This is a genomic window from Acinetobacter pullicarnis (genome assembly GCF_006352475.1).
In the GTDB taxonomy this organism is placed as follows: Bacteria; Pseudomonadota; Gammaproteobacteria; order Pseudomonadales; family Moraxellaceae; genus Acinetobacter; species Acinetobacter pullicarnis.
The window spans coordinates 1812762-1833383 of sequence record NZ_VCMZ01000001.1; the positions used below are offsets into that span (position 1 = coordinate 1812762).

21 protein-coding genes are annotated in these 20622 nt (G+C 40.9%); 9 read left to right on the forward strand and 12 right to left on the reverse strand.

All coding sequences use genetic code 11. The features are described 5' to 3' along the window. Positions 1-96: 96 nt before the first annotated feature. Both FD716_RS07960 and FD716_RS07965 read right to left on the reverse strand, forming a co-directional pair. Complete coding sequence (locus FD716_RS07960; RefSeq protein WP_139851800.1) at positions 97-537, reverse strand: RNA-binding S4 domain-containing protein; 441 nt, start codon at positions 535-537, stop codon at positions 97-99. Continuing rightward, the gene (locus tag FD716_RS07965; RefSeq protein ID WP_139851801.1) at positions 521-1225 is read right to left on the reverse strand and encodes an HAD-IA family hydrolase; all 705 of its coding nucleotides are present in this window, start codon (positions 1223-1225) and stop codon (positions 521-523) included. Before FD716_RS07965 ends, FD716_RS07960 begins: the two co-directional genes overlap by 17 nt. A gap of 234 nt (positions 1226-1459) precedes the next feature. Here FD716_RS07965 and FD716_RS07970 point away from each other — a divergent pair, with 234 nt between their 5' ends. From FD716_RS07970 to fghA, 6 genes are all read left to right on the forward strand, one after another. Then, the gene (locus tag FD716_RS07970) at positions 1460-1885 is read left to right on the forward strand and encodes an energy transducer TonB family protein (protein WP_139851802.1); all 426 of its coding nucleotides are present in this window, start codon (positions 1460-1462) and stop codon (positions 1883-1885) included. A gap of 114 nt (positions 1886-1999) precedes the next feature. Continuing rightward, a complete protein-coding gene (locus tag FD716_RS07975) occupies positions 2000-2329 on the forward strand; it encodes a hypothetical protein (protein WP_228714926.1) in 330 nt (109 codons plus the stop codon). A 253-nt stretch (positions 2330-2582) separates the two neighbouring features. Continuing rightward, positions 2583-3026 carry a hypothetical protein gene (locus FD716_RS07985; protein ID WP_139851804.1) on the forward strand — a complete coding sequence of 148 codons (444 nt, stop codon included), beginning with the start codon at positions 2583-2585 and terminating at the stop codon, positions 3024-3026. An 885-nt stretch (positions 3027-3911) separates the two neighbouring features. Further along, entirely contained in the window at positions 3912-4187 is a 276-nt protein-coding gene (locus tag FD716_RS07990; RefSeq protein ID WP_139851805.1) for a metal/formaldehyde-sensitive transcriptional repressor, read from the forward strand. A gap of 21 nt (positions 4188-4208) precedes the next feature. Next, positions 4209-5321 carry an S-(hydroxymethyl)glutathione dehydrogenase/class III alcohol dehydrogenase gene (locus tag FD716_RS07995; RefSeq protein ID WP_139851806.1) on the forward strand — a complete coding sequence of 371 codons (1113 nt, stop codon included), beginning with the start codon at positions 4209-4211 and terminating at the stop codon, positions 5319-5321. 106 nt (positions 5322-5427) lie between these two features. Beyond that, positions 5428-6264 (forward strand): S-formylglutathione hydrolase, encoded by an 837-nt coding sequence (gene fghA / locus FD716_RS08000; RefSeq protein ID WP_139851807.1) that lies wholly within the window; start codon positions 5428-5430, stop codon positions 6262-6264. A gap of 265 nt (positions 6265-6529) precedes the next feature. Here the strand turns inward: fghA and xseB are convergent, their stop codons facing one another. The 4 genes from xseB to exaC all read right to left on the reverse strand — a co-directional run bounded on the left by xseB (position 6530) and on the right by exaC (position 10624). After that, positions 6530-6724 (reverse strand): exodeoxyribonuclease VII small subunit, encoded by a 195-nt coding sequence (xseB, locus tag FD716_RS08005; RefSeq protein ID WP_139851808.1) that lies wholly within the window; start codon positions 6722-6724, stop codon positions 6530-6532. Continuing rightward, positions 6717-7979: an exodeoxyribonuclease VII large subunit gene (xseA, locus tag FD716_RS08010; protein ID WP_139851809.1), complete on the reverse strand. Its 1263-nt coding sequence runs from the start codon at positions 7977-7979 to the stop codon at positions 6717-6719. The genes xseB and xseA overlap by 8 nt, the downstream gene beginning before the upstream one ends. A gap of 136 nt (positions 7980-8115) precedes the next feature. After that, a complete protein-coding gene (locus tag FD716_RS08015; protein WP_139851810.1) occupies positions 8116-8835 on the reverse strand; it encodes a glutamine amidotransferase in 720 nt (239 codons plus the stop codon). A gap of 277 nt (positions 8836-9112) precedes the next feature. After that, positions 9113-10624, reverse strand: coding sequence for an acetaldehyde dehydrogenase ExaC (gene exaC, locus FD716_RS08020; RefSeq protein WP_139851811.1), 1512 nt, complete (start codon positions 10622-10624; stop codon positions 9113-9115). Between the two features lie 334 nt (positions 10625-10958). Here exaC and FD716_RS08025 point away from each other — a divergent pair, with 334 nt between their 5' ends. Beyond that, entirely contained in the window at positions 10959-12140 is a 1182-nt protein-coding gene (locus FD716_RS08025; protein ID WP_139851812.1) for a transcriptional regulator, read from the forward strand. Between the two features lie 60 nt (positions 12141-12200). Here the strand turns inward: FD716_RS08025 and FD716_RS08030 are convergent, their stop codons facing one another. The 4 genes from FD716_RS08030 to mdh all read right to left on the reverse strand — a co-directional run bounded on the left by FD716_RS08030 (position 12201) and on the right by mdh (position 16592). Beyond that, on the reverse strand, positions 12201-13163 hold the full coding sequence (locus FD716_RS08030) for an alpha/beta hydrolase (RefSeq protein ID WP_139851813.1): 963 nt from the start codon (positions 13161-13163) through the stop codon (positions 12201-12203). 93 nt (positions 13164-13256) lie between these two features. Further along, positions 13257-13853: a TetR/AcrR family transcriptional regulator gene (locus FD716_RS08035; RefSeq protein ID WP_139851814.1), complete on the reverse strand. Its 597-nt coding sequence runs from the start codon at positions 13851-13853 to the stop codon at positions 13257-13259. A gap of 7 nt (positions 13854-13860) precedes the next feature. Next, complete coding sequence (locus FD716_RS08040; protein ID WP_139851815.1) at positions 13861-15060, reverse strand: multidrug effflux MFS transporter; 1200 nt, start codon at positions 15058-15060, stop codon at positions 13861-13863. Between the two features lie 359 nt (positions 15061-15419). Next, positions 15420-16592, reverse strand: coding sequence for an iron-dependent methanol dehydrogenase (mdh, locus tag FD716_RS08045; protein WP_139851816.1), 1173 nt, complete (start codon positions 16590-16592; stop codon positions 15420-15422). 422 nt (positions 16593-17014) lie between these two features. Between mdh and FD716_RS08050 the strand changes: the two genes are divergently transcribed. Further along, a complete protein-coding gene (locus tag FD716_RS08050) occupies positions 17015-18727 on the forward strand; it encodes an AAA family ATPase (RefSeq protein WP_139851817.1) in 1713 nt (570 codons plus the stop codon). Positions 18728-18845: 118 nt separating this feature from the next. After that, complete coding sequence (locus FD716_RS08055; protein ID WP_139851818.1) at positions 18846-19211, forward strand: 5-carboxymethyl-2-hydroxymuconate Delta-isomerase; 366 nt, start codon at positions 18846-18848, stop codon at positions 19209-19211. Between the two features lie 63 nt (positions 19212-19274). On the opposite strand, the gene FD716_RS08060 is transcribed toward FD716_RS08055, so the two are convergent. Together FD716_RS08060 and FD716_RS08065 are read right to left on the reverse strand one after the other, a co-directional pair. Beyond that, positions 19275-19580 (reverse strand): Rieske (2Fe-2S) protein, encoded by a 306-nt coding sequence (locus FD716_RS08060; RefSeq protein ID WP_171477091.1) that lies wholly within the window; start codon positions 19578-19580, stop codon positions 19275-19277. A gap of 11 nt (positions 19581-19591) precedes the next feature. Then, the gene (locus tag FD716_RS08065; RefSeq protein ID WP_139851820.1) at positions 19592-20602 is read right to left on the reverse strand and encodes an adenosine kinase; all 1011 of its coding nucleotides are present in this window, start codon (positions 20600-20602) and stop codon (positions 19592-19594) included. Positions 20603-20622 lie beyond the last annotated feature (20 nt).

The window sequence follows — 20622 nt, forward strand, 5'->3', positions numbered from 1 at the left end:
CATTAATGCTTTAAGTCCACGGCAATTATAGTGACAGAAAAGCCCAAGCGATTCTATCTGTATTTTTAGTTCAGCGACAAGGCTTGTCGCAGTAACTTAGTCATGATCAGGAGACCAGTTTTGTTCAAAGGATTGATCATTTTGTTGTTTAAACTTACTGATATCACGCCGATCTTTTTTACTGGGGCGATGTTCAGGGCGCGCTAAATTATGCAGCTTTCGTTGGGTGGAAAGCAACTCACGACGCTCAATACTCGCCTCAGTTTCACTATAAAGTTGTTGTGCAACCGGTGCAGGTCCGCGATTATTTGACAGTGCGAGTATCAAAATAGTTTTCTTATCAAAGCCTTGCTGGATGGTTAACTCCATCCCGACACGAACCTCTCTGGAGACTTTGACTCGATCACTATTGTGATGCACTTTACCGCCTTCAATGGCTGCTTTAGAGAGTGAGCGTGTTTTAAAGAATCGGGCAGCCCACAACCATTTATCGACACGCATGGATTCGAGGGGGCATTGTTCAGGCTGTTTTGACATTGGCTTCCTTCGTTGATGATGGGGATAAGTTGATTTTGCTTAAATAGGGAAGCAGCTCTGTGAGTACTTGAATACTCGGGTAATTTAATTCAGCAGCATCGCGTGGTTTCTGTATGCTTGAGGGCTGAATAATCGTGACCAAATGTTGTAATCCAAATTTTTGGGCAGCATCTAATACTGGAGCAGTATCATCAACGAACACAACCTCATTAGGATTAAAAGGGTGCTGTTGTTGTAATAACTGCCAAAAGGCTTGCTCCTCTTTGGCGTGCGCCAATTGTTCACTGCTGACGATCACTTCAAAATAATCTTTAATCTTCATTAATTTGAGTTTGAACGTTAGGCTTGCAACATCTGCATTGGTCACGAGCCAACAACGATAGCCTTGGGCTTGTAGTTGTTGTAAAAGTTCGATGCAGCCTGGACGCGTATTCACTCGATCACAATGATCATACTGCAATTGCAGCACATCAACACCGACTTTTTCGGTCCAATATTTGGATGAATACCAAGCAAGGGTATGTTTGTGCTGCTGATAAAAACTGCCTAAGATTTTTTGGCTTTGCTCGAGTGTACATTGGTGCGTTTGTGCATGGCGAATTGGAAGTTGTTGGTTCCAGATCAGATCGTCAAAGGCTAGATCGAGGAGAGTGCCGTCCATATCGAACATAATGATGGGCAGGGTCATTCAAAAATCCTTAATGTTTTTAAAGTCTAATAATATGTGACTCAATTTGTCATTATTATTGAGCTTAATCCTAAATAGTCAAATTAAATCACTTTTAATAACGTTAATTTAAAATAAGACGATTTAGAGTCGTAAAAAATATGTACAGATCTGTGTACATCTTAGACATAATACAATCAGCACCGATTCGGGACTATTTTTTTGTTATGGTGGCGTCAATTATTGGGAGTTGTTATGCAAGTAAGGAAAATAATATTGACGGTCTGCCTCGGTGCAATGTCGCTATCGCATGCTCATGCTGGATTTAATTTTTTAAATAGAATGATTATGGGGAAGAATGGCATTACACCCACCGATGAATCCTTTGAAATAAATTGGTATCAGCCTGAATGGATACAGTCACCAAAACCTGAAATTAGCCGAGAAGATTTCTATTATCTTCGCAATGTGATTGGACAAGATTTTTATTTTGCAGAAATTGAATTTCAAGTCGATGTCCAAGGTAATGTCGTTGATGCCAAAATATTGAGCAGCAACGGGGTTACTTTTAAAAACCAAGAAATTTTAAGGGCGGCACTGGCTGCTAAGGTCAAGCCGAAGTTTAAACAAGGCACTGTATTTCCATTTACCTTTAAGGCACCATTTTATTTTTCACATTAAGCCGTTTATTGAGATTTATATCTGGGATATTTAGCCTTTCTTAAAAACTTGCCAATAATGGTGATGCGGGTGCTCAGTTTGAGTTAGGGCAAATGTATTTTGGTGGACATGGGGGTGAGCCAAGACGATGAGGTCGCCTTTACACACTTTGGAGATACAAATCATGGATCGCAATTGCGGTCCTTATTTTTACCAATTTTTGGATGTCAGCAAAAGATTCAAAAGCTAAATGATGATCAGAAGAGAGAGTTAATCAAAGCACAAGATAAGGCTAACCAAGCCAGTGCCGACTATGAAAAACTTAAATCAGAACAGCGAGTGAAAAATAAAGTCGTTATTAAAGAAGTGCAAAAAATCATTGATAGGCCTGTATATCGCAACATCTGTATTGATGCTGACGGGGTGTCAGCAATCAACAGTCTCATCCCCAAAAATACCAGATAATTTACTTGTATCTTATGCTGATTTGCAGGAACTAGAGCGAGGACTGGGTAGTGATTTAATGCTGTGGTCTGTGGACACTGTGATTCAATATAACCAATGTCAGATGAAACATGGTGTTATTGTGAAAGCCCTCGAGTGAGAGCGAATACCCACTCTATTTTAGATTTTTAGCTAGGGGCTCTTTCTTTGCATAAATATACTCAATTAGATAGTATAAAAGTGGGAAATATAATTGATTATTTGGACAAAGTGAATGGAAAAGGGTAGTTATATGCGTAATGGTTTGGTGATTCACTCAATTGGGTTTGCTTTTATGTTTGCAATATCCCTATCTACGACTCAAACTTATGCGCAATATGAAAGAGTAGAACCAATAACACAGAGTGAGTTTAAGGAAAGAGCTCATAAAATATTAAAATTCAATGCTGATAGAGCCCCGTGGGTTGGTAAAAGTGTTGATGATCTGGTTTTAGCTTGGGGTGGACCAACCAATACATACAATAGAGCTGATGGTGGCCGCCATGTCACTTACCGAGAGCGAACTTATTATAAGTATTCCATGCTGGGTTCAGTATCACGGTACTGTGACACACTATTCGTTAGTAATGCAAAAGGGATTATTCAATCTTGGCAAGCATCCGGAAGTTGCGATACGTTAGAGAGTATGAAACAAGAATTAAAAAATAGATATAATTAGCCTATCCAGAATATCTCCGATTTTTATATCAGCACTAAACCAGCACTGTCTAGATTTTTGACTAAGCTGGTTTCAGTGATAAAACCATGTGCAAATACAAGCGACCCAAAGCTCAATTTTGGCTAAATTACTAATCTGTCAACCAAGATTTATGGCTAAAAATAGGATTTGTCAACTAAATAAAAATAGATGACGACATAGTGGTGTTTGAAGTTGGTTTGATGTCAGACCCAAATAGTCGTAATAAGGGTGTTTTTAATTATGGATAACGACCCATCTACACCAAAAAAGCACCAATTAGATATAACATATTGATTTATAAAATTAAAATAAACCGTCCAAATGTTGGAGATAAGATCACTGTAAAAATTACCACTGAAGCATCGGTTAGGAAATAAGTCTTTAAAATACAATAACCTGTATGAGTCAGACCTAAGGCTTATGCGGGTTTTTTATCATCTACACTTTGGTGAGTGGTGAATATGTAGAAACATTTGCATTAAACTGTAGTAAAAGCAGCTGATGCAGAGCGAATTGATAAAGAATGATTGGGTTGGACGTAACCAAAGTAAATTGAAAATATAAAGAATGATTGAAGTGTGATAAGCAGTATTGAGGAAATATTACCCATAAAGTGGTTAGATTTACATAAAAAGTTTTATTCGATACGGCAAGCTTTATATTTCAACCTAAGTTGTTGAATTTATTTTAAATATTAAATTAATATGGCATGGGTTTTTATGGTATTTAAGCTGAGAAAACTCAAAATTAAATGTAGGTTTCTTCAATTATAGGTTTCTATTAACAACTAATTTGCTTAGGGATTATTGTCAACCACCATACTATAGGGTACTATACTATTTATCGCATTAAGGAGTTACTTTTATGCCAAACGAAATTGAAGATAAAAAAAAGATTCTGACACGCGTCAGGCGAATCAAAGGTCAAGCTGAAGCGATCGAAAAAGCGCTAGAAAGTAATGTGGAATGTCACGCGATTCTGCAGCAAATATGTTCTGTACGTGGTGCCATTAATGGTCTAATGAATGAGATGCTAGAGGTTCATTTAAAAGACACGCTGGTATCTGGTGAAACGACAGAACAACAACGAAGCAAAGAACTTGCTGAAATAGCAAAGATTCTAAAGTCATATTTAAAATAGATTGGTATAAGGAAAAATTCTATGAAGTCACGTGCTGCCGTCGCATTTGGTCCTGGCGAACCCCTTCAAATTATTGATGTTGATGTTGAACCACCGAAAAAAGGGGAAGTATTAATTAAAATTTCCCATACTGGTGTATGTCATACAGACGCTTTCACCTTATCTGGTGATGATCCTGAAGGCGTTTTCCCTGTCATTTTAGGCCATGAAGGTGCTGGCGTTGTTGTGGAAGTTGGTGAAGGTGTGACGAGCGTCAAGCCTGGTGACCATGTTATTCCACTTTATACTGCTGAATGTGGCGAGTGCCTATTCTGTAAATCTGGAAAATCCAACCTCTGTATTGCTGTTCGTGAAACGCAAGGTAAAGGTTTGATGCCAGACGGTACAACGCGCTTTTCTTATAACGGTCAACCCATTTACCACTATATGGGATGTTCAACTTTTAGTGAATATACTGTGGTTGCAGAAGTATCCTTGGCTAAAATTAACCCTGAAGCCAATCATGAGCAGGTATGCCTGCTGGGCTGTGGTGTAACAACGGGTATTGGTGCGGTACACAACACCGCTAAAGTACAAGAAGGTGATAGTGTTGCAGTCTTTGGTTTAGGCGGTATTGGCCTTGCAGTGGTACAAGGTGCACGGCAAGCCAAGGCTGGGCGCATTATTGTAGTCGACATGAATCCTGAAAAGTTTGAACTCGCAAAAACCTTTGGTGCAACGGATTTCTTAAATCCTAAAGATTATGATAAACCAATCGAGCAAGTGATCGTTGAAATGACAGGTTGGGGAGTGGATCATTCATTTGAGTGTATTGGTAACGTGAATGTGATGCGTTCGGCACTTGAATCTGCACACCGTGGTTGGGGGCAGTCCGTGATTATTGGGGTGGCAGGTGCTGGCAAGGAAATCTCTACCCGCCCGTTCCAGCTCGTAACCGGTCGTAAATGGCTAGGCTCTGCCTTTGGTGGAGTGAAAGGTCGTTCTCAGCTTCCAGGAATGGTAGAAGATGCAATGAAAGGCGAGATTCAACTCGAACCTTTTGTAACGCATACCATGGGCTTGGACCAAATCAATGAAGCATTTGATTTAATGCATGAAGGCAAATCTATTCGTACCGTTATTCATTACGAGTAATTTTATTCTAAATCAATCTTTTCCATGCACACGAGAAGCTTTGTGTGCATGGCGATATTTGCTACAGCGCAGCATCGATTAAGCAGCTCTACAGGGGTAATTGGTTATGGAAATAATGGAAAGACACGCTTCATTTGCAGGATGGCAAGAAGTGTATCGTCATCAGTCAACGACCTTAAACTGTCTAATGAATTTCTCAATCTATATTCCGCCTCATGTTGAAGGTGAGAAATTACCGGTTTTATACTGGTTATCAGGATTGACTTGCAATGAACAAAACTTTATCACCAAAGCAGGAGCACAAAAGTATGCTGCTGAACATCAGGTAATTATTGTTGCGCCTGACACAAGCCCACGTGGTGATGGTGTTGCCGACGACGCGGCTTATGATTTGGGGCAGGGTGCTGGTTTTTATGTCAATGCTACTCAAGTACCTTGGTCAGAACACTATAAAATGTATGACTATATTGTCTATGAGCTAAGAACTTTAATCGAGAGTAATTTCCCGACAAATAAAGTGCAAAGCATTATGGGGCATAGTGCTGGTGGGCATGGGGCATTAGTGATTGGGTTAAGAAATCCTGAGATATATCAGAGTATTTCTGCTTTCTCTCCAATTGTTGCACCTTCTCAAGTGCCTTGGGGTAACAAAGCATTTACCGCTTATCTTGGTGCAGATCAGGCTTTATGGTCTAACTATGATGCCGTTGAGTTAATCAAATCAAGTGCGGTGAAGATACCTATTTTAATTGATCAGGGAACTGCAGATTCTTTTTTGGAAGCGCAATTAAAGCCTGAACTCTTAGCAAATGTTTGCCGTGATAAAGAATATCCGATCTCTTTGAATATGAGAGATGGATATGATCACAGCTATTATTTTATAGCGAGTTTTATCGCAGAACACATAGAATTTCACTGTAAATACTTGGCAAGCCAAGCTTAAAAAGCACTTTTTATGATGTGTGAATCAAACAAAACAGTTTTTTGAAACGTTGAAAATGATAAGCGCATATAAGTACTTTAGAGAAAAACGGTTCAGTCTAAGTGAGCATACGTGTAGAGCCCATCATAAGATGGGCTTTTGGTATTTTCAGCATCGCATATGAACCATTAACACGGCTACTGCCATGGAACTATGAGCCGAGTAAAAGTAGGCTATATCAGTTGTTTATACCTTTTAGCGTACGCTATAAACATTGAAAAAAGTCCTACTCTTTAAAGGTCTCATTTAATGCCTGTTGTACGGCATCAACCCGGGTTTTACAGGCTTGATAGGCAGACATTGATTCCTCAACAATTTTCATTAAATTGTCAATGTCAGGCTCTTCTTGATTATCTAGCAATTCGGCATTCTTTTTGAGAATGTCATAGCCCTGTTTAAAGCTGATTTCTTTTTTAGTCATTGCGATTTACCTGTATGACATTGGCTTCAATCGTACCATCCTGCAATTCAATTTGGATGTTATCGGCTGAAAGTTGTTGAATGGAACGAATGGCTTTGCCTTGGTGACGCACAATCGCGTAGCCTTTGGCCATCACATGCCTTGGATTTTGTAGTAGCGTTTCACGCATCAGTGACTCAAGTTGAGTCGTCGCCATTCTGATTTGCTGTTGTGCGAGATAGTGCGTTGTCCCTTTAATCAAATCGAGGGTTTTATGACTCTCTTGAATTTGAGTATGTGCCAAGGTCTTAATCACTTGCAGGTATTGATCGTTTTGGCTTTGATAAGCGGTAATTTGATGTTGAGACAGAAGTTTGATTTTCTGTAATGCTTCAAGTACTTCCTGACTGCGTTCAACGATCAAATTGCGAATCCCGCCAATGACTTTGCTGGGGGTGTCAAAGGAGCGGTTGGCGACTTCATCGAGGATGGTGCGGTCTTTTTCATGACCGATCCCAACCCAAATGGGGACTGAGCGCTTACACAGCAAGGCCGCGAGATTGTAGTCGTTTAGATAAGCCAGATCATTCACCGCACCGCCACCACGAATCAGGACAATCAAATCTGGCGCTGTAGCAAATGTTGCAGCCCACTGACGTAAGGCAAGGCTAAGTGATTCTGTAATGCTATCTGCAGCAGTATTGCCCTGAAAGGTTGCTGTGTGATAGCGAAAGTGGCAAACACCAGCATGCGCTAAGGCATCGGCATCTTTTTTAAAGTCCCCCAAGCCTGCTGCATTTTCTGGCGCAATCACCAATACATTTTGAATATCAAAGGGGATTGGCAAGGATTTATTTTTATTGAGTAAGCCTTCGGTATCCAGTCTTGTTAGTATTTGTTGATAGCGCCGTGCAATATCACCGAGTGTATAACTTGAATCAATTGCTTCAATGGTGACTGAAAAGCCATATTGAGGATCGAAGCGGGCTTTGACTTTAATCAGGACATTTAAATCCTTGGACAGTTCAATACCGCTTTCGCGTTCAAATTTTAAGATGATTTTGGCCGCAGAAAATTTCCAAATCATGGCTTTGCAGCTGGCAATAACTTTGTCGGTATCTTCGTCTTTTTCCGCCAGTTCTAAATAATAATGGCCAGCTTTGATATTGAGATTGCGAATTTCTGCTTTGACCCAAACTGGCTCATTAAACGCGACGTGGATAATTTCCTGAACGGTAGAGAGATATTCGCTTAATGAAAGCTGAAATTCAGACATAAAATAAAGTGAAAATTTAAATTAACAAAATAGTATACGGCTCAGTACGGAAAGGCAATCAACGCTGTTTAATGTGCCATGCAAATCGCATGATCAATTGATCTCATGGCTTAACGATATTATGCATGTCATTCGATTAATTCACTGTTAAACCATTTAAATAGTTTTCAAATATTTCACAAGCAGGTTGTATTAAGGCTTTCCCAAAAGCCCGATTATCAGCACGGAGTTGTGCAATATTAATTTTGGATTGGCGTAACTCACAGCTATGGCCAATAAACCATTTTTCTAGGCCGAGATAATCAACTTCTAAATGAAATTGTAATGCCAAAATTTGCTGGCCAATTTGGAAGGCTTGATGCGGATAATGTTCACTGCTGGCCAAAAGTGTTGCATGTTCAGGTAAATCAAAGGTATCGCCATGCCAGTGTAAGACTGATACTGATTTAAGTGGGGCAAGAATATTGTGCGGTGATGGTGTTAGTTCTAATTCACTCCAACCAATTTCTGCTACATGACCAGGATAAACCTTGGCACCCAAAGCCATGGCTATCAATTGTGCACCAAGGCAAATTCCAAAGGTGGGTTTGTTTTGCGCTAGGCGTTGTTTTAATTGTTCAAGCTCGGTATTTAGAAAGGGGAAGTCCTGCGTATCATAGGCAGAAATGGGACCTCCTAAAATCATCAAGAGTCCCTCAAAATTAAATGCTGGCGCGAGATCGTCGACGCCTGCTTCAAAATAACGCACACGAAATCCAAGTTCATATAAGCGATCTTCAAAAATACCGAGATCTTCAAAAGCCACGTGTTGAATAGCATAGATCGTTTTAGGGAGTGTTGAATGAGAGAGGCTCATAAGAAGTGATTGCTTTGTGAGTGAATGATTTAATGTAACCGAAAATACCAGCTGAGTGAATACGCGTAAACTGAAATTTTATGGATCTAGTCAAAATAAAGCATATTTACGATATTGAGTTAAGCGTTATATGGCTTTAAAGCCTGTACTAAATATTCTCAGTATATATTTTATTTAAATTTAACGTACGTCAAGATTGGTTGTTAAAAACAAAAAGCGAACCGAAGTTCGCCTTGTGCTGTATCTGTTTTAATCGACTAAATGAGTGAGTACTCGCTTAGAAGAAGCCCATTGCTTTGGTTGAGTAGCTCACCAACAGGTTTTTGGTTTGTTGATAATGATCAAGCATCATTTTGTGATTCTCACGACCAATACCTGATTTTTTATAACCGCCAAATGCCGCATGTGCAGGGTAGATGTGGTAGCAGTTGGTCCAAACGCGACCAGCTTCAATCGCACGACCCGCACGATAAGAGGTGTGCGCAGAACGAGACCAAACACCAGCACCTAGACCATACATGGTGTCATTGGCAATGCGGATTGCATCATCATAATCTTTGAAGGTTGTTACAGAAAGCACAGGTCCGAAAATTTCCTCTTGGAAAATCTTCATTTCATTGGTGCCTCTAAACACGGTCGGTTCGATATAGAAACCACCACCAACGTCTTGACGTTCGCCACCACCAGTGAGTACTTGCGCGCCTTCAGCACGGCCAGTTGCGATGCAGCCCAAAATTTTGTCTTGCTGTTGTTGTGACGCTTGTGCACCAATCATCGTTGTTGTATCAAGCGGGTGACCTGTTTTGATACGTTTAACGCGTTCAATGGCTTTTTCCAAGAATTTGTCAGCAATACTTTCTTGAACAAGTGCACGAGATGGGCAAGTACAAACTTCACCTTGGTTCAAGGCAAACATTGCAAAACCTTCTAAAGCTTTGTCTAAGTAGTCATCATCTTGATCCATTACATCTTCAAAGAAGATGTTTGGCGATTTACCACCCAATTCTAATGTCACTGGAATAATGTTTTCAGTCGCATATTCCATGATCATTTGACCGACTTTGGTTGAACCCGTAAATGCGATTTTTGCAATACGTGGATTGGTTGCCAATGGGCGACCCACTTCAACACCGAAACCATTGACGATGTTTAAAACGCCCGGTGGCAGGATGTCTTGGATTAATTCAGCCAATACTAAAATGCTGACTGGAGTTTGTTCAGCTGGTTTAAGCACGATACAGTTACCAGCTGCAAGTGCAGGAGCCAATTTCCATGCTGCCATCAAGATTGGAAAGTTCCAAGGAATAATCTGTCCAACAACACCCAAAGGCTCGTGGAAATGATAGGCAATAGTATCTTTGTCAATTTCAGAGATACCGCCTTCTTGAGCGCGGATGCAGCCTGCAAAATAGCGGAAATGATCAATGGTTAATGGAATATCAGCAGCCAAGGTTTCACGAATTGGTTTACCGTTATCCCAAGTTTCAGCCACAGCCAAGGTTTCTAAATTGGCTTCAAGACGATCAGCAATTTTTAATAAGATGTTTGAGCGTTCTGTTGGAGAGCTTTGTCCCCAAGTTGCTTTGGCTTTATGCGCTGCATCAAGTGCAAGTTCGATATCTTCAGCCGATGAGCGAGATACTTTGGTAAATACTTTACCGTCTACAGGTGAACTATTTTCAAAGTATTGTCCTTTTACAGGTGCAACCCATTGGCCACCAATAAAGTTATCATACTGTGCTTTAAACTGGACTTTAGAGCCAGGTTGATTCGGATCTACATAACGCATAAGAATGTCCTTTTACTTATTTTTCCAAATAAAATATAGATATAGTAATGGCCTGTTGGCCACCCCATCCATTGTAATTCGAGCATATAAGTCTTAAGGTTGGAGAAAGGTAGGCGGTTTTCTGTGGTATTTTTGGTCAGATTGTAATTTTAAGCATTCATTTTTTTAAGTGATTGGTCTAAAGTGAAGGTTAATTCAATCTAAGGTTTTGTTTAGGCGAAAAGCTTTGATATAACTGTTAGTCACTACGACGTATATTAATTCATTTGAAAAGTAGGCTTATTATAAATAATCTCAACTTGAAAATGCCACAACAAGCCATAAGGATATGAATATGTTGAGCAAACATGAGTTATTACAAAAACGCCATGAGATTGAAGTCTTACGCGAAAATAGTAATTTTTCTTTAAGGCAATCAGATCAACACGATCAAAGTATTCATAGTTCTTGGCAACGTTCCAAGCTTGCTTCCATCCCGGTAGAGCGAGAAGCAGCCCCCTTACTCGGTTCGACCACACAACAGCCCAGTGCGCTGCAAATGGCGCTGTCTCATTGTGAAAATGAGCTCAAACACATTGCACAGCAATCCGCCATGGTGGTTGCTGTTGGGGATGTGGGAAGTACGATTGTTTGGTCAGCCGCCAGTGGTCAAATGCGACAAGCTGCTGAACGCGTGCATTTTGTGCAGGGGGGGCAATGGCGTGAAGATTTGGTCGGAACCAATGCTTTGGCACTTTCATTGAAAACTCAAAAATCGAGCTGTGTATTTTCTAACGAACATTATATGTCGTCTATTCATGATTGGGTGTGCTATGCAGCGCCAATCATTGATCCCTTTTCTAAACAAGTACTCGGTGTAATTGATTTATCTACCACGTGGAATAATCATAATAGTTTAGGTTTATTGGCTGCAGAGCGTTGTGCCTCGATTATCCAGTCGGCATTATTGGAGTCGCAGCAACAACACATCTTTATTCGTGCCTTTACGGTACCGCAAGTGTTGTTTAATGGTAAAGTTGCTGTCTTGACCCCCCGCCAAATTGAAATTTTGACGATTTTGGCGCTGTGTCCGCAAGGGATGAATTTAGAGAGTTTACATCAGGCACTTTATGGTGAACGTAAAGTCAGCATGGGAACCTTGAAAGCTGAAATGTCGCAATTACGCGATATTTTGGGAGGCTTGTTGGGCTCTCGGCCTTATCGTTTATTGGCGACAGTAGAAGCTGATTTTTTACAGGCAGAACAAGCACTGGATTCAGGTTATATCGAGCACGCACTCAAACTTTGTCGTGGTGTATTTTTGGCCAAAACGGAAAGCCCATTTTTATGCGCATGGCGTGATTGTCTAGAATCCCGTTTAAGTAAGGCGATCTTTAATGCCAATGAGGCGGATGTTTTATTAAAGCATTTGGCTTATTGTCCAGAAGCGATTGATGCGGTTGAGCGTCTAATCGAGCTGACTCCAGCAGGACATCCTGCGCATCAGTTATTTTTAAAATATAAAGATGCACAGTAGTCGCGATACAGATTTTCTGCTGTTTATAAAGTGAAATTAACCACTTCAACCAAGCTCAAGTTAAAGGTTTTTTTGCTGTAACCAAGCAAATAATTGTTGATAAACTGTCTGACGCACTTGGGGTGCAGATAAAACCAAATCATGTAAACCATTCTTAATTGTCATTACACTGACATCACCTTGTAATTTTTTTGCATACTTTTCAATATCTTTTACCGATAAAATGACATCGCTACTTTGCGCATCATGGCCCCATTTCCGAGGAAATGTCGTTCGATGTGAGTGCATAATTAATGCAGGAATACCCAAGTGAGCACCTTGATGAATGTCCTTGTGAGCTTCAAAAATGGCATGCACAAAACTTAAATATGCAAAAGGATAAGTAACGGGTTTCCATTCTAAATTGAAATCCCATTCACCATGAAAACGCTGATGCAGACTCTGGGTATACCATTTATTTAGTTCGCTTGGAAATTTTAAGTTGGGTAAATATTTACCCAAGGCGCTGAGGCGTGGCAATGCAATTTTTTTCTTTAAGGGATTGTTGTTGAAGTCATAAAAGGGACTATTACACCAAAGCCCTTTCAGTAACGGATGTTCTGGATGATGTGCAGCATAGCGTGTCACGATTAGCCCACCAGTCGAATGTCCTGCCAAAATAACGTGATCATGACCTTCTTGACCAATACGATCCAGTGCCACACTGATTTCGGCTTCATATTCATTTAAATCACGGACATTAAAGCGTTTTTGGTGGCGGCGGTGGGAGCGACCATACTTTCTGAGATCAAGTGCATAGAAGTCATAGCCATGCTGATTAAATTGATCTGCCATTTCAGTTTGGAAGAAATAATCAAGAAATCCATGAATATATAAAACTGCTTTGGGGGTTTTCTGCGGGGCTTGTTTGCGCACTAAGGTGGCAACCACAGGACCCTCATAATCGTCAGGAAAGTTGAGGGTGATTTGCTGATAACCAGTTCCCAAAATATCGGGTTGATAACTTGTTTCTATGATGTTCATGTGTCGTCACTATTATTTTTGTCGAGCATTGATCCTTGTTGATTTGCCCTGATTTGTCAATTTTATTTAAATGAATTTTCAGTCAATTTAGAGTTACTTAGAGGTGGAGAGGCTATGGATGGCATTTTTGAGTAGAAAGAGCATGGCTTCTAGCTTTCGCTCAAAATTGTCGAGTCCGCTATAGAGAAGGTCAACATGCAGACTATCGACGACACCAATATAAGCATCGCCATAAAGCGTCGTTTGTTCAGTTAAAAGTGCAGTATTTTTTTGCATGGACTGAATAAAGTAATCGGTCAAGCAATCGATATAGTTTTGGTAGTGTGTCGCAATATAATCAACCATATGTACAGGGGGTACATAGGCAGTACGGATTAAAAAGCGCAGATGAATTGATTCGATATAGCGTTGCTTAAGCGCACGACAGTAGAACTCCCCAGGATCACCAGTAGCATTGCTGTTAAAACTCTCCGCAACAAATGCACACTCAACTTGTAGAGCATCCTCAATCAATTGTTTGAAGAGTTCATCTTTGCTTTTAAAGTGTGCATAAATCGAGGCTTTGCGAATTCCAACCATTTCTGCAATGTTATTCAGCGAGGCACCCTCATAAGTATTAATGACGAAATGTTCGAGTGCTGCTGTGCAGATGCGTTCTTTTGCGACAGAACGTGGTTTGGAATTTGGCATGGTTTCCCTATTTTAATGAAACGTGAGCGACTTTTGTGCGTGAACCGAAATACACCAGTATTAAAATTAAAGGTGAAATTGCACCTAATAAACTGAGCCAATAGACCGAACTGATTTCAACCAGTGCACCCGCGATTGGTGTGGCAGTTGATGCCAAAACCATGGGAATTGCACCCAATAATGCTGCGGTTGAACCCAGTGCAGTCGTTTGAGTTTCCATGGCAATCGCCATCAAGGTCGCTTCTAATATGCCCAAGCCGAATAAGGCCAGGGCAATACTACAGACAATACCTGGTAATCCCCAATGTAGTATTTCGGCTGCAACACACGATAAACCACTTAAAGTCATTAATACAGCACCGATCAAGGCCAATTGATTGACTTTGATTTTTTTGACTAAATAGGCTGAAGATAAGGCACCACAAATTAAACTCACACTGGTTAAGCCAAAGACTAAACCAAACTGCTCAGCGGTTAAGCCAAATTGCTTTTGATAGACATAAGCAGAGCCACCGATATAGGCAAATAAAAAGAAAAATACGGCAGACAAAGCCATTAGATTTAACAAGAATGCTTTATTTTTTAAAATATTGGCATAGCTTTGAAAAATATTGGCGAGGTTGAGTGCAACGCGTTGTTGCTTGAACAAGGTTTCTGGAATATTGAACAGGCTATTTAAAAAGACGGCTAGGCCCAAGATGCCAAGAAAGATCATGATGCCTTGCCAGCCATAGGCTGCACCCAAAAGTCCGCCCAGTGCAGGTGCCACAATCGGACCCAATGCGACAATGGTATTGAGCAGCGCATAGAGTTGTGCCGCTTGTGTACCCGAAGCGACATCTCGAACCATACTCATAATGACCACAATTGCCATGGCAGCACCTAAACCTTGAATGGTACGTGCAAAAATGAGCATTTCTAAGCTGGTGGCAAAACCTGCAAGCAAGGATGCCAAGAAATAAACCAATAAGCCGATCAACAGTGGCGGTCGTCGACCAATGGCATCGGAGACTGGGCCAAAAAAGAGTTGGCCCAGTCCCATAAAAATGAGAAAGACCGTTAAAGATAGTTGCGTGGATGCGTAAGAAACATGCAGATCTAGTGCCATCTGTGGCATTGAGGCAAGATACATATCAATGGCTGCGGGGCCTAGAGCCACCACAATGGCAAATGATAGGGTTAATTTAAAACTAATTTGGGATGACATGTATAACTCTAAAGTAAGACTACCTACCGACAGGTAGTTAATTTAACGATTTTTTCAGAAGATACAAGTTTTTTTAGCATTATTTTAGCGGAGAGGTTTGTAATGGCCTGATAGCAAGAAAGGCACTGTTGTGCGATAGGTTGGCTTGGTTTACGTTAAACAAAAAATACAGCAAAAAAAAGAATAGCGATGGGTCGCTATTCTCAGGAAAACTGAAACCAAGTGTAAAACTAAATAAAGGGAGAGTTTGATCAGAAGGGACGATCTCAGAGTGTTTTGAGATCGTCCCCATATTCAGCCGCGATAACCCCCTACGTATAGAGGACACTGAATTTTGTTGGCTTTACTTCAGTTGTGACTTACATTGCCGCTTCAAACAGTGCGATCACTTGTGCATCATTGGCTTTACGTGGATTGGTCAACATACAAGCATCATTCTGTGCATTTTTAGCCATAACTGCATGATCCGCTGCTTTCACACCAAGTTCTGCGAGACCTGAAGGAATCCCGATTGAAACTGAAAGCTCACGAATTGCATCAATACCAGCAAATGCAGCTTCTGTCACAGTCAGGCCGTCGGTATTCACACCCATCAATTCAGCAATTTTCTTATAGCGCTCTGGGCAGGCAATTACGTTGAAGGTACAGATATGAGGGAGCAAGATTGCATTACAAACGCCGTGAGGAAGGTTGTAGAAACCGCCCAATTGATGCGCCATTGCATGCACGTAGCCCAACGATGCATTGTTGAATGCCATGCCCGCAAGGTATTGTGCATAGCTCATTGCATCACGTGCTTCAAGATTTTCACCATTGGCAACTGCAGCACTTAACCATTGGCTAATCATGGTAATGGCTTTTTCAGCACAAGCATCGGTAATTGGTGTTGCAGCCGTTGAAACATAAGCTTCAATCGCGTGAGTTAAAGCATCCATCCCAGTTGCAGCTGTTAACGCAGCAGGTTTAGCGACCATGAGTTTAGGATCGTCAACCGCAATTAATGGAGTACAACGCCAATCGATAATTGCCATTTTTACGTGGGTGTCTGTATTGGTAATAATACAGAAACGCGTCATTTCAGATGCAGTACCCGCGGTGGTGTTAATTGCAATTAACGGTGTCATTGGTACGGTACTTTTATCGATACCTTCGTAGTCGCGAATGTGTCCACCACCTGCTGTCACAAGGCCAATACCTTTTGCACAGTCATGTGATGATCCACCACCAAGCGATACAATGAAGTCACATTGGTTTTGGTTATAGGCATCAACACCATTATGTACGTTTACATCTGTTGGGTTAGGCTCTGCACCAGGGAAGATGTGGCTATCAACACCCGCTTCTTTTAGGTAGTTTACGATGATGTCTGCAACGCCAAATTTGAAAAGGCCTGCATCTGTAACGATTAATGCTTTTTTAGCACCCAAATTTTGTGCTTTTGCGCCAACTTCTTTCGCGCAACCTGGACCAAATAATGAAACACAAGGAATATAAAAGCCGTTGGTTTGATCTGCAATATTTTTAAATGACATGGTGCGATTCCTTCTACCATACAGTAAGTTAATTTTATCCTGGGGGTGTAATTGCCCCTACACTTTGAGTATCTAAGTAACATACATATTAAGAAACCTACTAAACACCTACCAAAACAGAATGTTAGCTAAAACCTAGTTTTTGGGACTGTGTGTAATACACAGATGTTGAGGAGTGCTTTACATTTTTCTTGCGTTAAAACAGGGTGCTAGCTTATTTTAAGGATTGTTGTTTTGTTTAAAATTGATCTGGATTTTATATATATTTAATCTTCTGACTTCATGGGAAATAGCTGTTTGTGGACATAGCTTGTCGCAGCACTGGCTTATTTTTAATGAATCCCAAGCATCTATCGCTTGATTGCTTAACATTTAGAGGAAAAATCGTTAGGCTATAGCAGTTCTATAAGTTTAGGGTTGTTATGAAACAAGACACTGCACTGAAATTAATGCAAGCAGGTGAAAATGTCTTTTTGACAGGGTCAGCAGGTGCAGGTAAAACCTATACGCTCAACCAATATATTCATTACTTAAAAGCACGAAAAGTACCTGTAGCGATTACGGCATCTACAGGAATTGCGGCCACGCATATGAATGGTATGACCATTCATACTTGGGCAGGCATCGGTATTAAGGATGTCTTGTCTGACGATGACTTAAAACGCATGAAAGAGCGTAAATATTTAAAAGAGCATTTAGAAAATGCCCAAGTTTTGATTATTGATGAAATTTCCATGTTGCACGCCAAACAACTCAATTTGGTCAATCAAGTCTTGAAATACTTTAAAGAAAGCGACGAGGCTTTTGGTGGAATTCAAGTGATTGCAGCAGGTGACTTCTTTCAGTTACCACCAGTGGGTCGTAATGATGAAAAAAATCGTGATAAATTCTGTTTTATGTCAAATGCTTGGGTTGAAGCGAAGTTTCGAGTCTGCTATTTGACGGAGCAACATCGTCAAGATGATTCTGCATTGAATGATATTTTAAATGCGATTCGTGCCCAGCAAATTGAACCACAACATATTAAAGCACTTGAAGAAACAAGGCATCAAGATATCGGTGAAACCTATACTCGGCTTTATACCCACAATATGGATGTCGATAATATTAACTATCAACATCTTAATGAAATTTCTGGTGATGGCCATCAGTTTATCGCGGTAGGTGATGGCAACGATAAGCTGATTGAAACGCTGAAGTCATCCGTTCGGGCACCTGAAGAACTCACCCTTAAAAAACATGCCAAGGTTATGTTTGTTAAAAACAATTTTGATATGGGGTATATCAATGGCAGCATGGGTGAAGTGATTGGTTTTGAAGAAGATGACCAACATGGTATTTTGCCTAAAGTGCGCTTGACGGATGGCACGGTCATGCTGGTGGAACCAGAAACGTGGTCGGTTGACAATGACGCTGGCAAGACCATTGCCAGTCTAGAACAAGTACCTTTGCGTTTGGCTTGGGCAATTACCATTCATAAATCTCAAGGCATGACTTTGGCGGCAGCGGAAATTAACCTCAGCCATACCTTCGAAAAAGGGCAAGGTTATGTAGCTTTGTCACGGTTAAAATCAATTAATGGTTTGAGATTACTGGGCTTTAATAGCCAAGCTTTAGAATTGGATGCCTTAGCGATTAAAGCAGATCGTCGTTTTCAAGAGCTGTCGGCAGAAGCAGAGCAGCATTTTATTGAGTCTGATTTAACCAAACAACATCAGGCCTTTATTCGTCATTGTGGTGGGACTTTAAATCCGACTGAAATTGAACGCAATGAGAAGAAAATCGCCAAGGGCGCGAAGCAAAATTATGCAACGGCCACCATTGATGAAACCAAGGCATTATTTGAGTCTGGTTATACGATTCAAGATATTGCAGTGGAACGCGGCCTAACACCTGCAACAATTATCAATCACTTGGCGCGGTTACACCGTGAGCAGGGCTTGGATATTGCCGTAGCAAATCCCGGTGAAGAAGTGGTCGAGCAAGTTCGTAAAATTTATAAACGTTTGTTGAAACGTCAAAGCCCCGAACATTTCAGTGATGATGGTGCGATTAAATTACGCCCGATTGTTGAAGCGACCAGTCCGAAAATGGGATACGATCAGGTGCGTTTGGCTTTACTGTTTGTTGAATGATTGTCTTGAGTCATATTCTTAAGTCATTATTTGGGCGAATACAGCAGCTTTGCGCTCAGCACAGGTTTTAAATGGGTTATTCGGTTAACTTAAAAATGTTTAGACGAAGGGGAAATGGATGCCACAGTTAATCATTGAATATTCTGACAATATCAAAGCGCTTGATGAGAGTGCGTTATTGCTGAGTCTGAATCAGCATTTGATTCAAACCGGTTTGGTGGTTGGAAAAGATCTCAAATCACGCATTCACGCCAATCATCGTTTTCTGATTGGCTTAGGTGATCAACAGCAAGCTTATGTGCATGCGCATCTTTATATTTTGAATGGTCGTAGTCTTGCGGAAAAGAAACTATTAGCTGATCAAGTGTTTGCAGCCTTACAACAGTTTGATTATGGTCAAGGATTGGGGCTGGATTTGCAGTTATGTGTAGAACTGACTGAAATGCCGATTGATGATTATCGTAAAGCGGTTGTGCAGATTTAAGTTAAAAGCAACCTCTCCCTGGCGCAGCAATGCTGCTCATCTCCAACGGGAGAGGGTGCATATTTAATCTAAATAAATTCCACCATCCGAATGAACAGTGACTTTAATCGGTTGTAATGATTCGCCTAAACATGGGCCTGCAATACATTCACCAGTTTCAACATTGAATAATGCGCCATGGGTTGAGCATTCAATGTATTCACCATCTTGATCTAAAAATTGATTTTCTAGAAATTCGAGTTCGGTCTGTAAATGTGGGCACAGATTCTGATAAGCAAAAAAAGCACCATCCCGTTGCGTAATGAAGAAGGTTGCACCTTCTGCATTGTCAAAGCTACGTGCTTCACGCTCTGGAATATCTTCGGTCATACAAATTTTATTCATGCACCAACCTGTTCTTCTTTGAAAGTTTGCAATAGCTTAGCATAATCTGCCAAATCTAAACGTGGGCCAAATTGTGCAACCACCTCACTAGAAATTAAGATAGCAAGCTCGGCTGCACGGGTAATATTTTCACCAGCATTCAGTGCATACAGGAAAGCACCTGCAAAAGCATCACCAGCACCGTTGGTATCGACTGCATTGACTTGACGTCCAGCGATTAGAACTTGCTGTGTTGCATCAGCAACCAATGCACCTTGTGCGCCAAGAGTAATAACAATAGATTTACTAAATTGTTTTAATTGAAGTAATGCGGCAGCAACGGAATCAGTGCCGGTGTACATCATGGCTTCTTGATCGTTACAGAAAATCAAGTCAACGCCATCATCCAGTAATTCATCTAGACCACTACGCGCATATTGCACCATGGCTGGATCTGAAAGCGTCAGTGCAATTTTCACTTGATTTTGTTTGGCAATCAAACGGGCTTGTTTGACTGCTGCACGTGCTGAATCGCTTGTTGATAAATAGCCTTCGATATACAACCATTGTGCAGTGGTTAATGCAGTGAAATCAATTTGACCATCAGAAAGTTCAGCAGTACAACCCAAAAAGGTATGCATGGTACGTTCCGAGTCTTCACTGATCAGTACCATACACGTGCCAGTGACACCGGGGCTAATTGATTTTTCAGTTGTTTTGATATTTGCTTCGCTTAAGCCTTGTAGATAGACTCGGCCTAAATCGTCTTGGCCAACGCGACAGGCATAAAATGCTGAACCACCTAAGGCACTAAAAGCCACTGTGGTGTTGGCAGCAGAGCCCCCCGCGGCTTGGCCTTTGTACTGTTGTGATGCAATCAAATCTTGATAAAGTTTGACTTGGGTGTCGGCGTCAGTCAGTTGCATGGTGCCTTTTTGTAGGTTTTGTTCGGTCAAGAACGCATCTGAAACTTTAAATTCCTGATCAATCAGTGCATTACCGATCGCAAAAAGGTCAACTGTCGCCATGTTATTCATCACAATTAGAG

Excerpts from the sequence above, each read along its gene's own strand:
- FD716_RS07995 (WP_139851806.1), top strand. The coding sequence starts at position 4,209 with ATGAAGTCACGTGCTGCCGTCGCATTTGGTCCTGGCGAACCCCTTCAA.
- FD716_RS07960 (WP_139851800.1), bottom strand. The coding sequence starts at position 537 with ATGTCAAAACAGCCTGAACAATGCCCCCTCGAATCCATGCGTGTCGAT.
- xseA (WP_139851809.1), bottom strand. The coding sequence starts at position 7,979 with ATGTCTGAATTTCAGCTTTCATTAAGCGAATATCTCTCTACCGTTCAG.
- FD716_RS08040 (WP_139851815.1), bottom strand. The coding sequence starts at position 15,060 with ATGTCATCCCAAATTAGTTTTAAATTAACCCTATCATTTGCCATTGTG.
- FD716_RS07990 (WP_139851805.1), top strand. The coding sequence starts at position 3,912 with ATGCCAAACGAAATTGAAGATAAAAAAAAGATTCTGACACGCGTCAGG.
- exaC (WP_139851811.1), bottom strand. The coding sequence starts at position 10,624 with ATGCGTTATGTAGATCCGAATCAACCTGGCTCTAAAGTCCAGTTTAAA.
- FD716_RS08025 (WP_139851812.1), top strand. The coding sequence starts at position 10,959 with ATGTTGAGCAAACATGAGTTATTACAAAAACGCCATGAGATTGAAGTC.
- FD716_RS07965 (WP_139851801.1), bottom strand. The coding sequence starts at position 1,225 with ATGACCCTGCCCATCATTATGTTCGATATGGACGGCACTCTCCTCGAT.
- FD716_RS08015 (WP_139851810.1), bottom strand. The coding sequence starts at position 8,835 with ATGAGCCTCTCTCATTCAACACTCCCTAAAACGATCTATGCTATTCAA.
- FD716_RS08050 (WP_139851817.1), top strand. The coding sequence starts at position 17,015 with ATGAAACAAGACACTGCACTGAAATTAATGCAAGCAGGTGAAAATGTC.
- FD716_RS08030 (WP_139851813.1), bottom strand. The coding sequence starts at position 13,163 with ATGAACATCATAGAAACAAGTTATCAACCCGATATTTTGGGAACTGGT.
- mdh (WP_139851816.1), bottom strand. The coding sequence starts at position 16,592 with ATGTCATTTAAAAATATTGCAGATCAAACCAACGGCTTTTATATTCCT.
- fghA (WP_139851807.1), top strand. The coding sequence starts at position 5,428 with ATGGAAATAATGGAAAGACACGCTTCATTTGCAGGATGGCAAGAAGTG.
- FD716_RS07970 (WP_139851802.1), top strand. The coding sequence starts at position 1,460 with ATGCAAGTAAGGAAAATAATATTGACGGTCTGCCTCGGTGCAATGTCG.
- xseB (WP_139851808.1), bottom strand. The coding sequence starts at position 6,724 with ATGACTAAAAAAGAAATCAGCTTTAAACAGGGCTATGACATTCTCAAA.
- FD716_RS08060 (WP_171477091.1), bottom strand. The coding sequence starts at position 19,580 with ATGACCGAAGATATTCCAGAGCGTGAAGCACGTAGCTTTGACAATGCA.
- FD716_RS08065 (WP_139851820.1), bottom strand. The coding sequence starts at position 20,602 with ATGGCGACAGTTGACCTTTTTGCGATCGGTAATGCACTGATTGATCAG.
- FD716_RS07985 (WP_139851804.1), top strand. The coding sequence starts at position 2,583 with ATGGAAAAGGGTAGTTATATGCGTAATGGTTTGGTGATTCACTCAATT.
- FD716_RS08055 (WP_139851818.1), top strand. The coding sequence starts at position 18,846 with ATGCCACAGTTAATCATTGAATATTCTGACAATATCAAAGCGCTTGAT.
- FD716_RS08035 (WP_139851814.1), bottom strand. The coding sequence starts at position 13,853 with ATGCCAAATTCCAAACCACGTTCTGTCGCAAAAGAACGCATCTGCACA.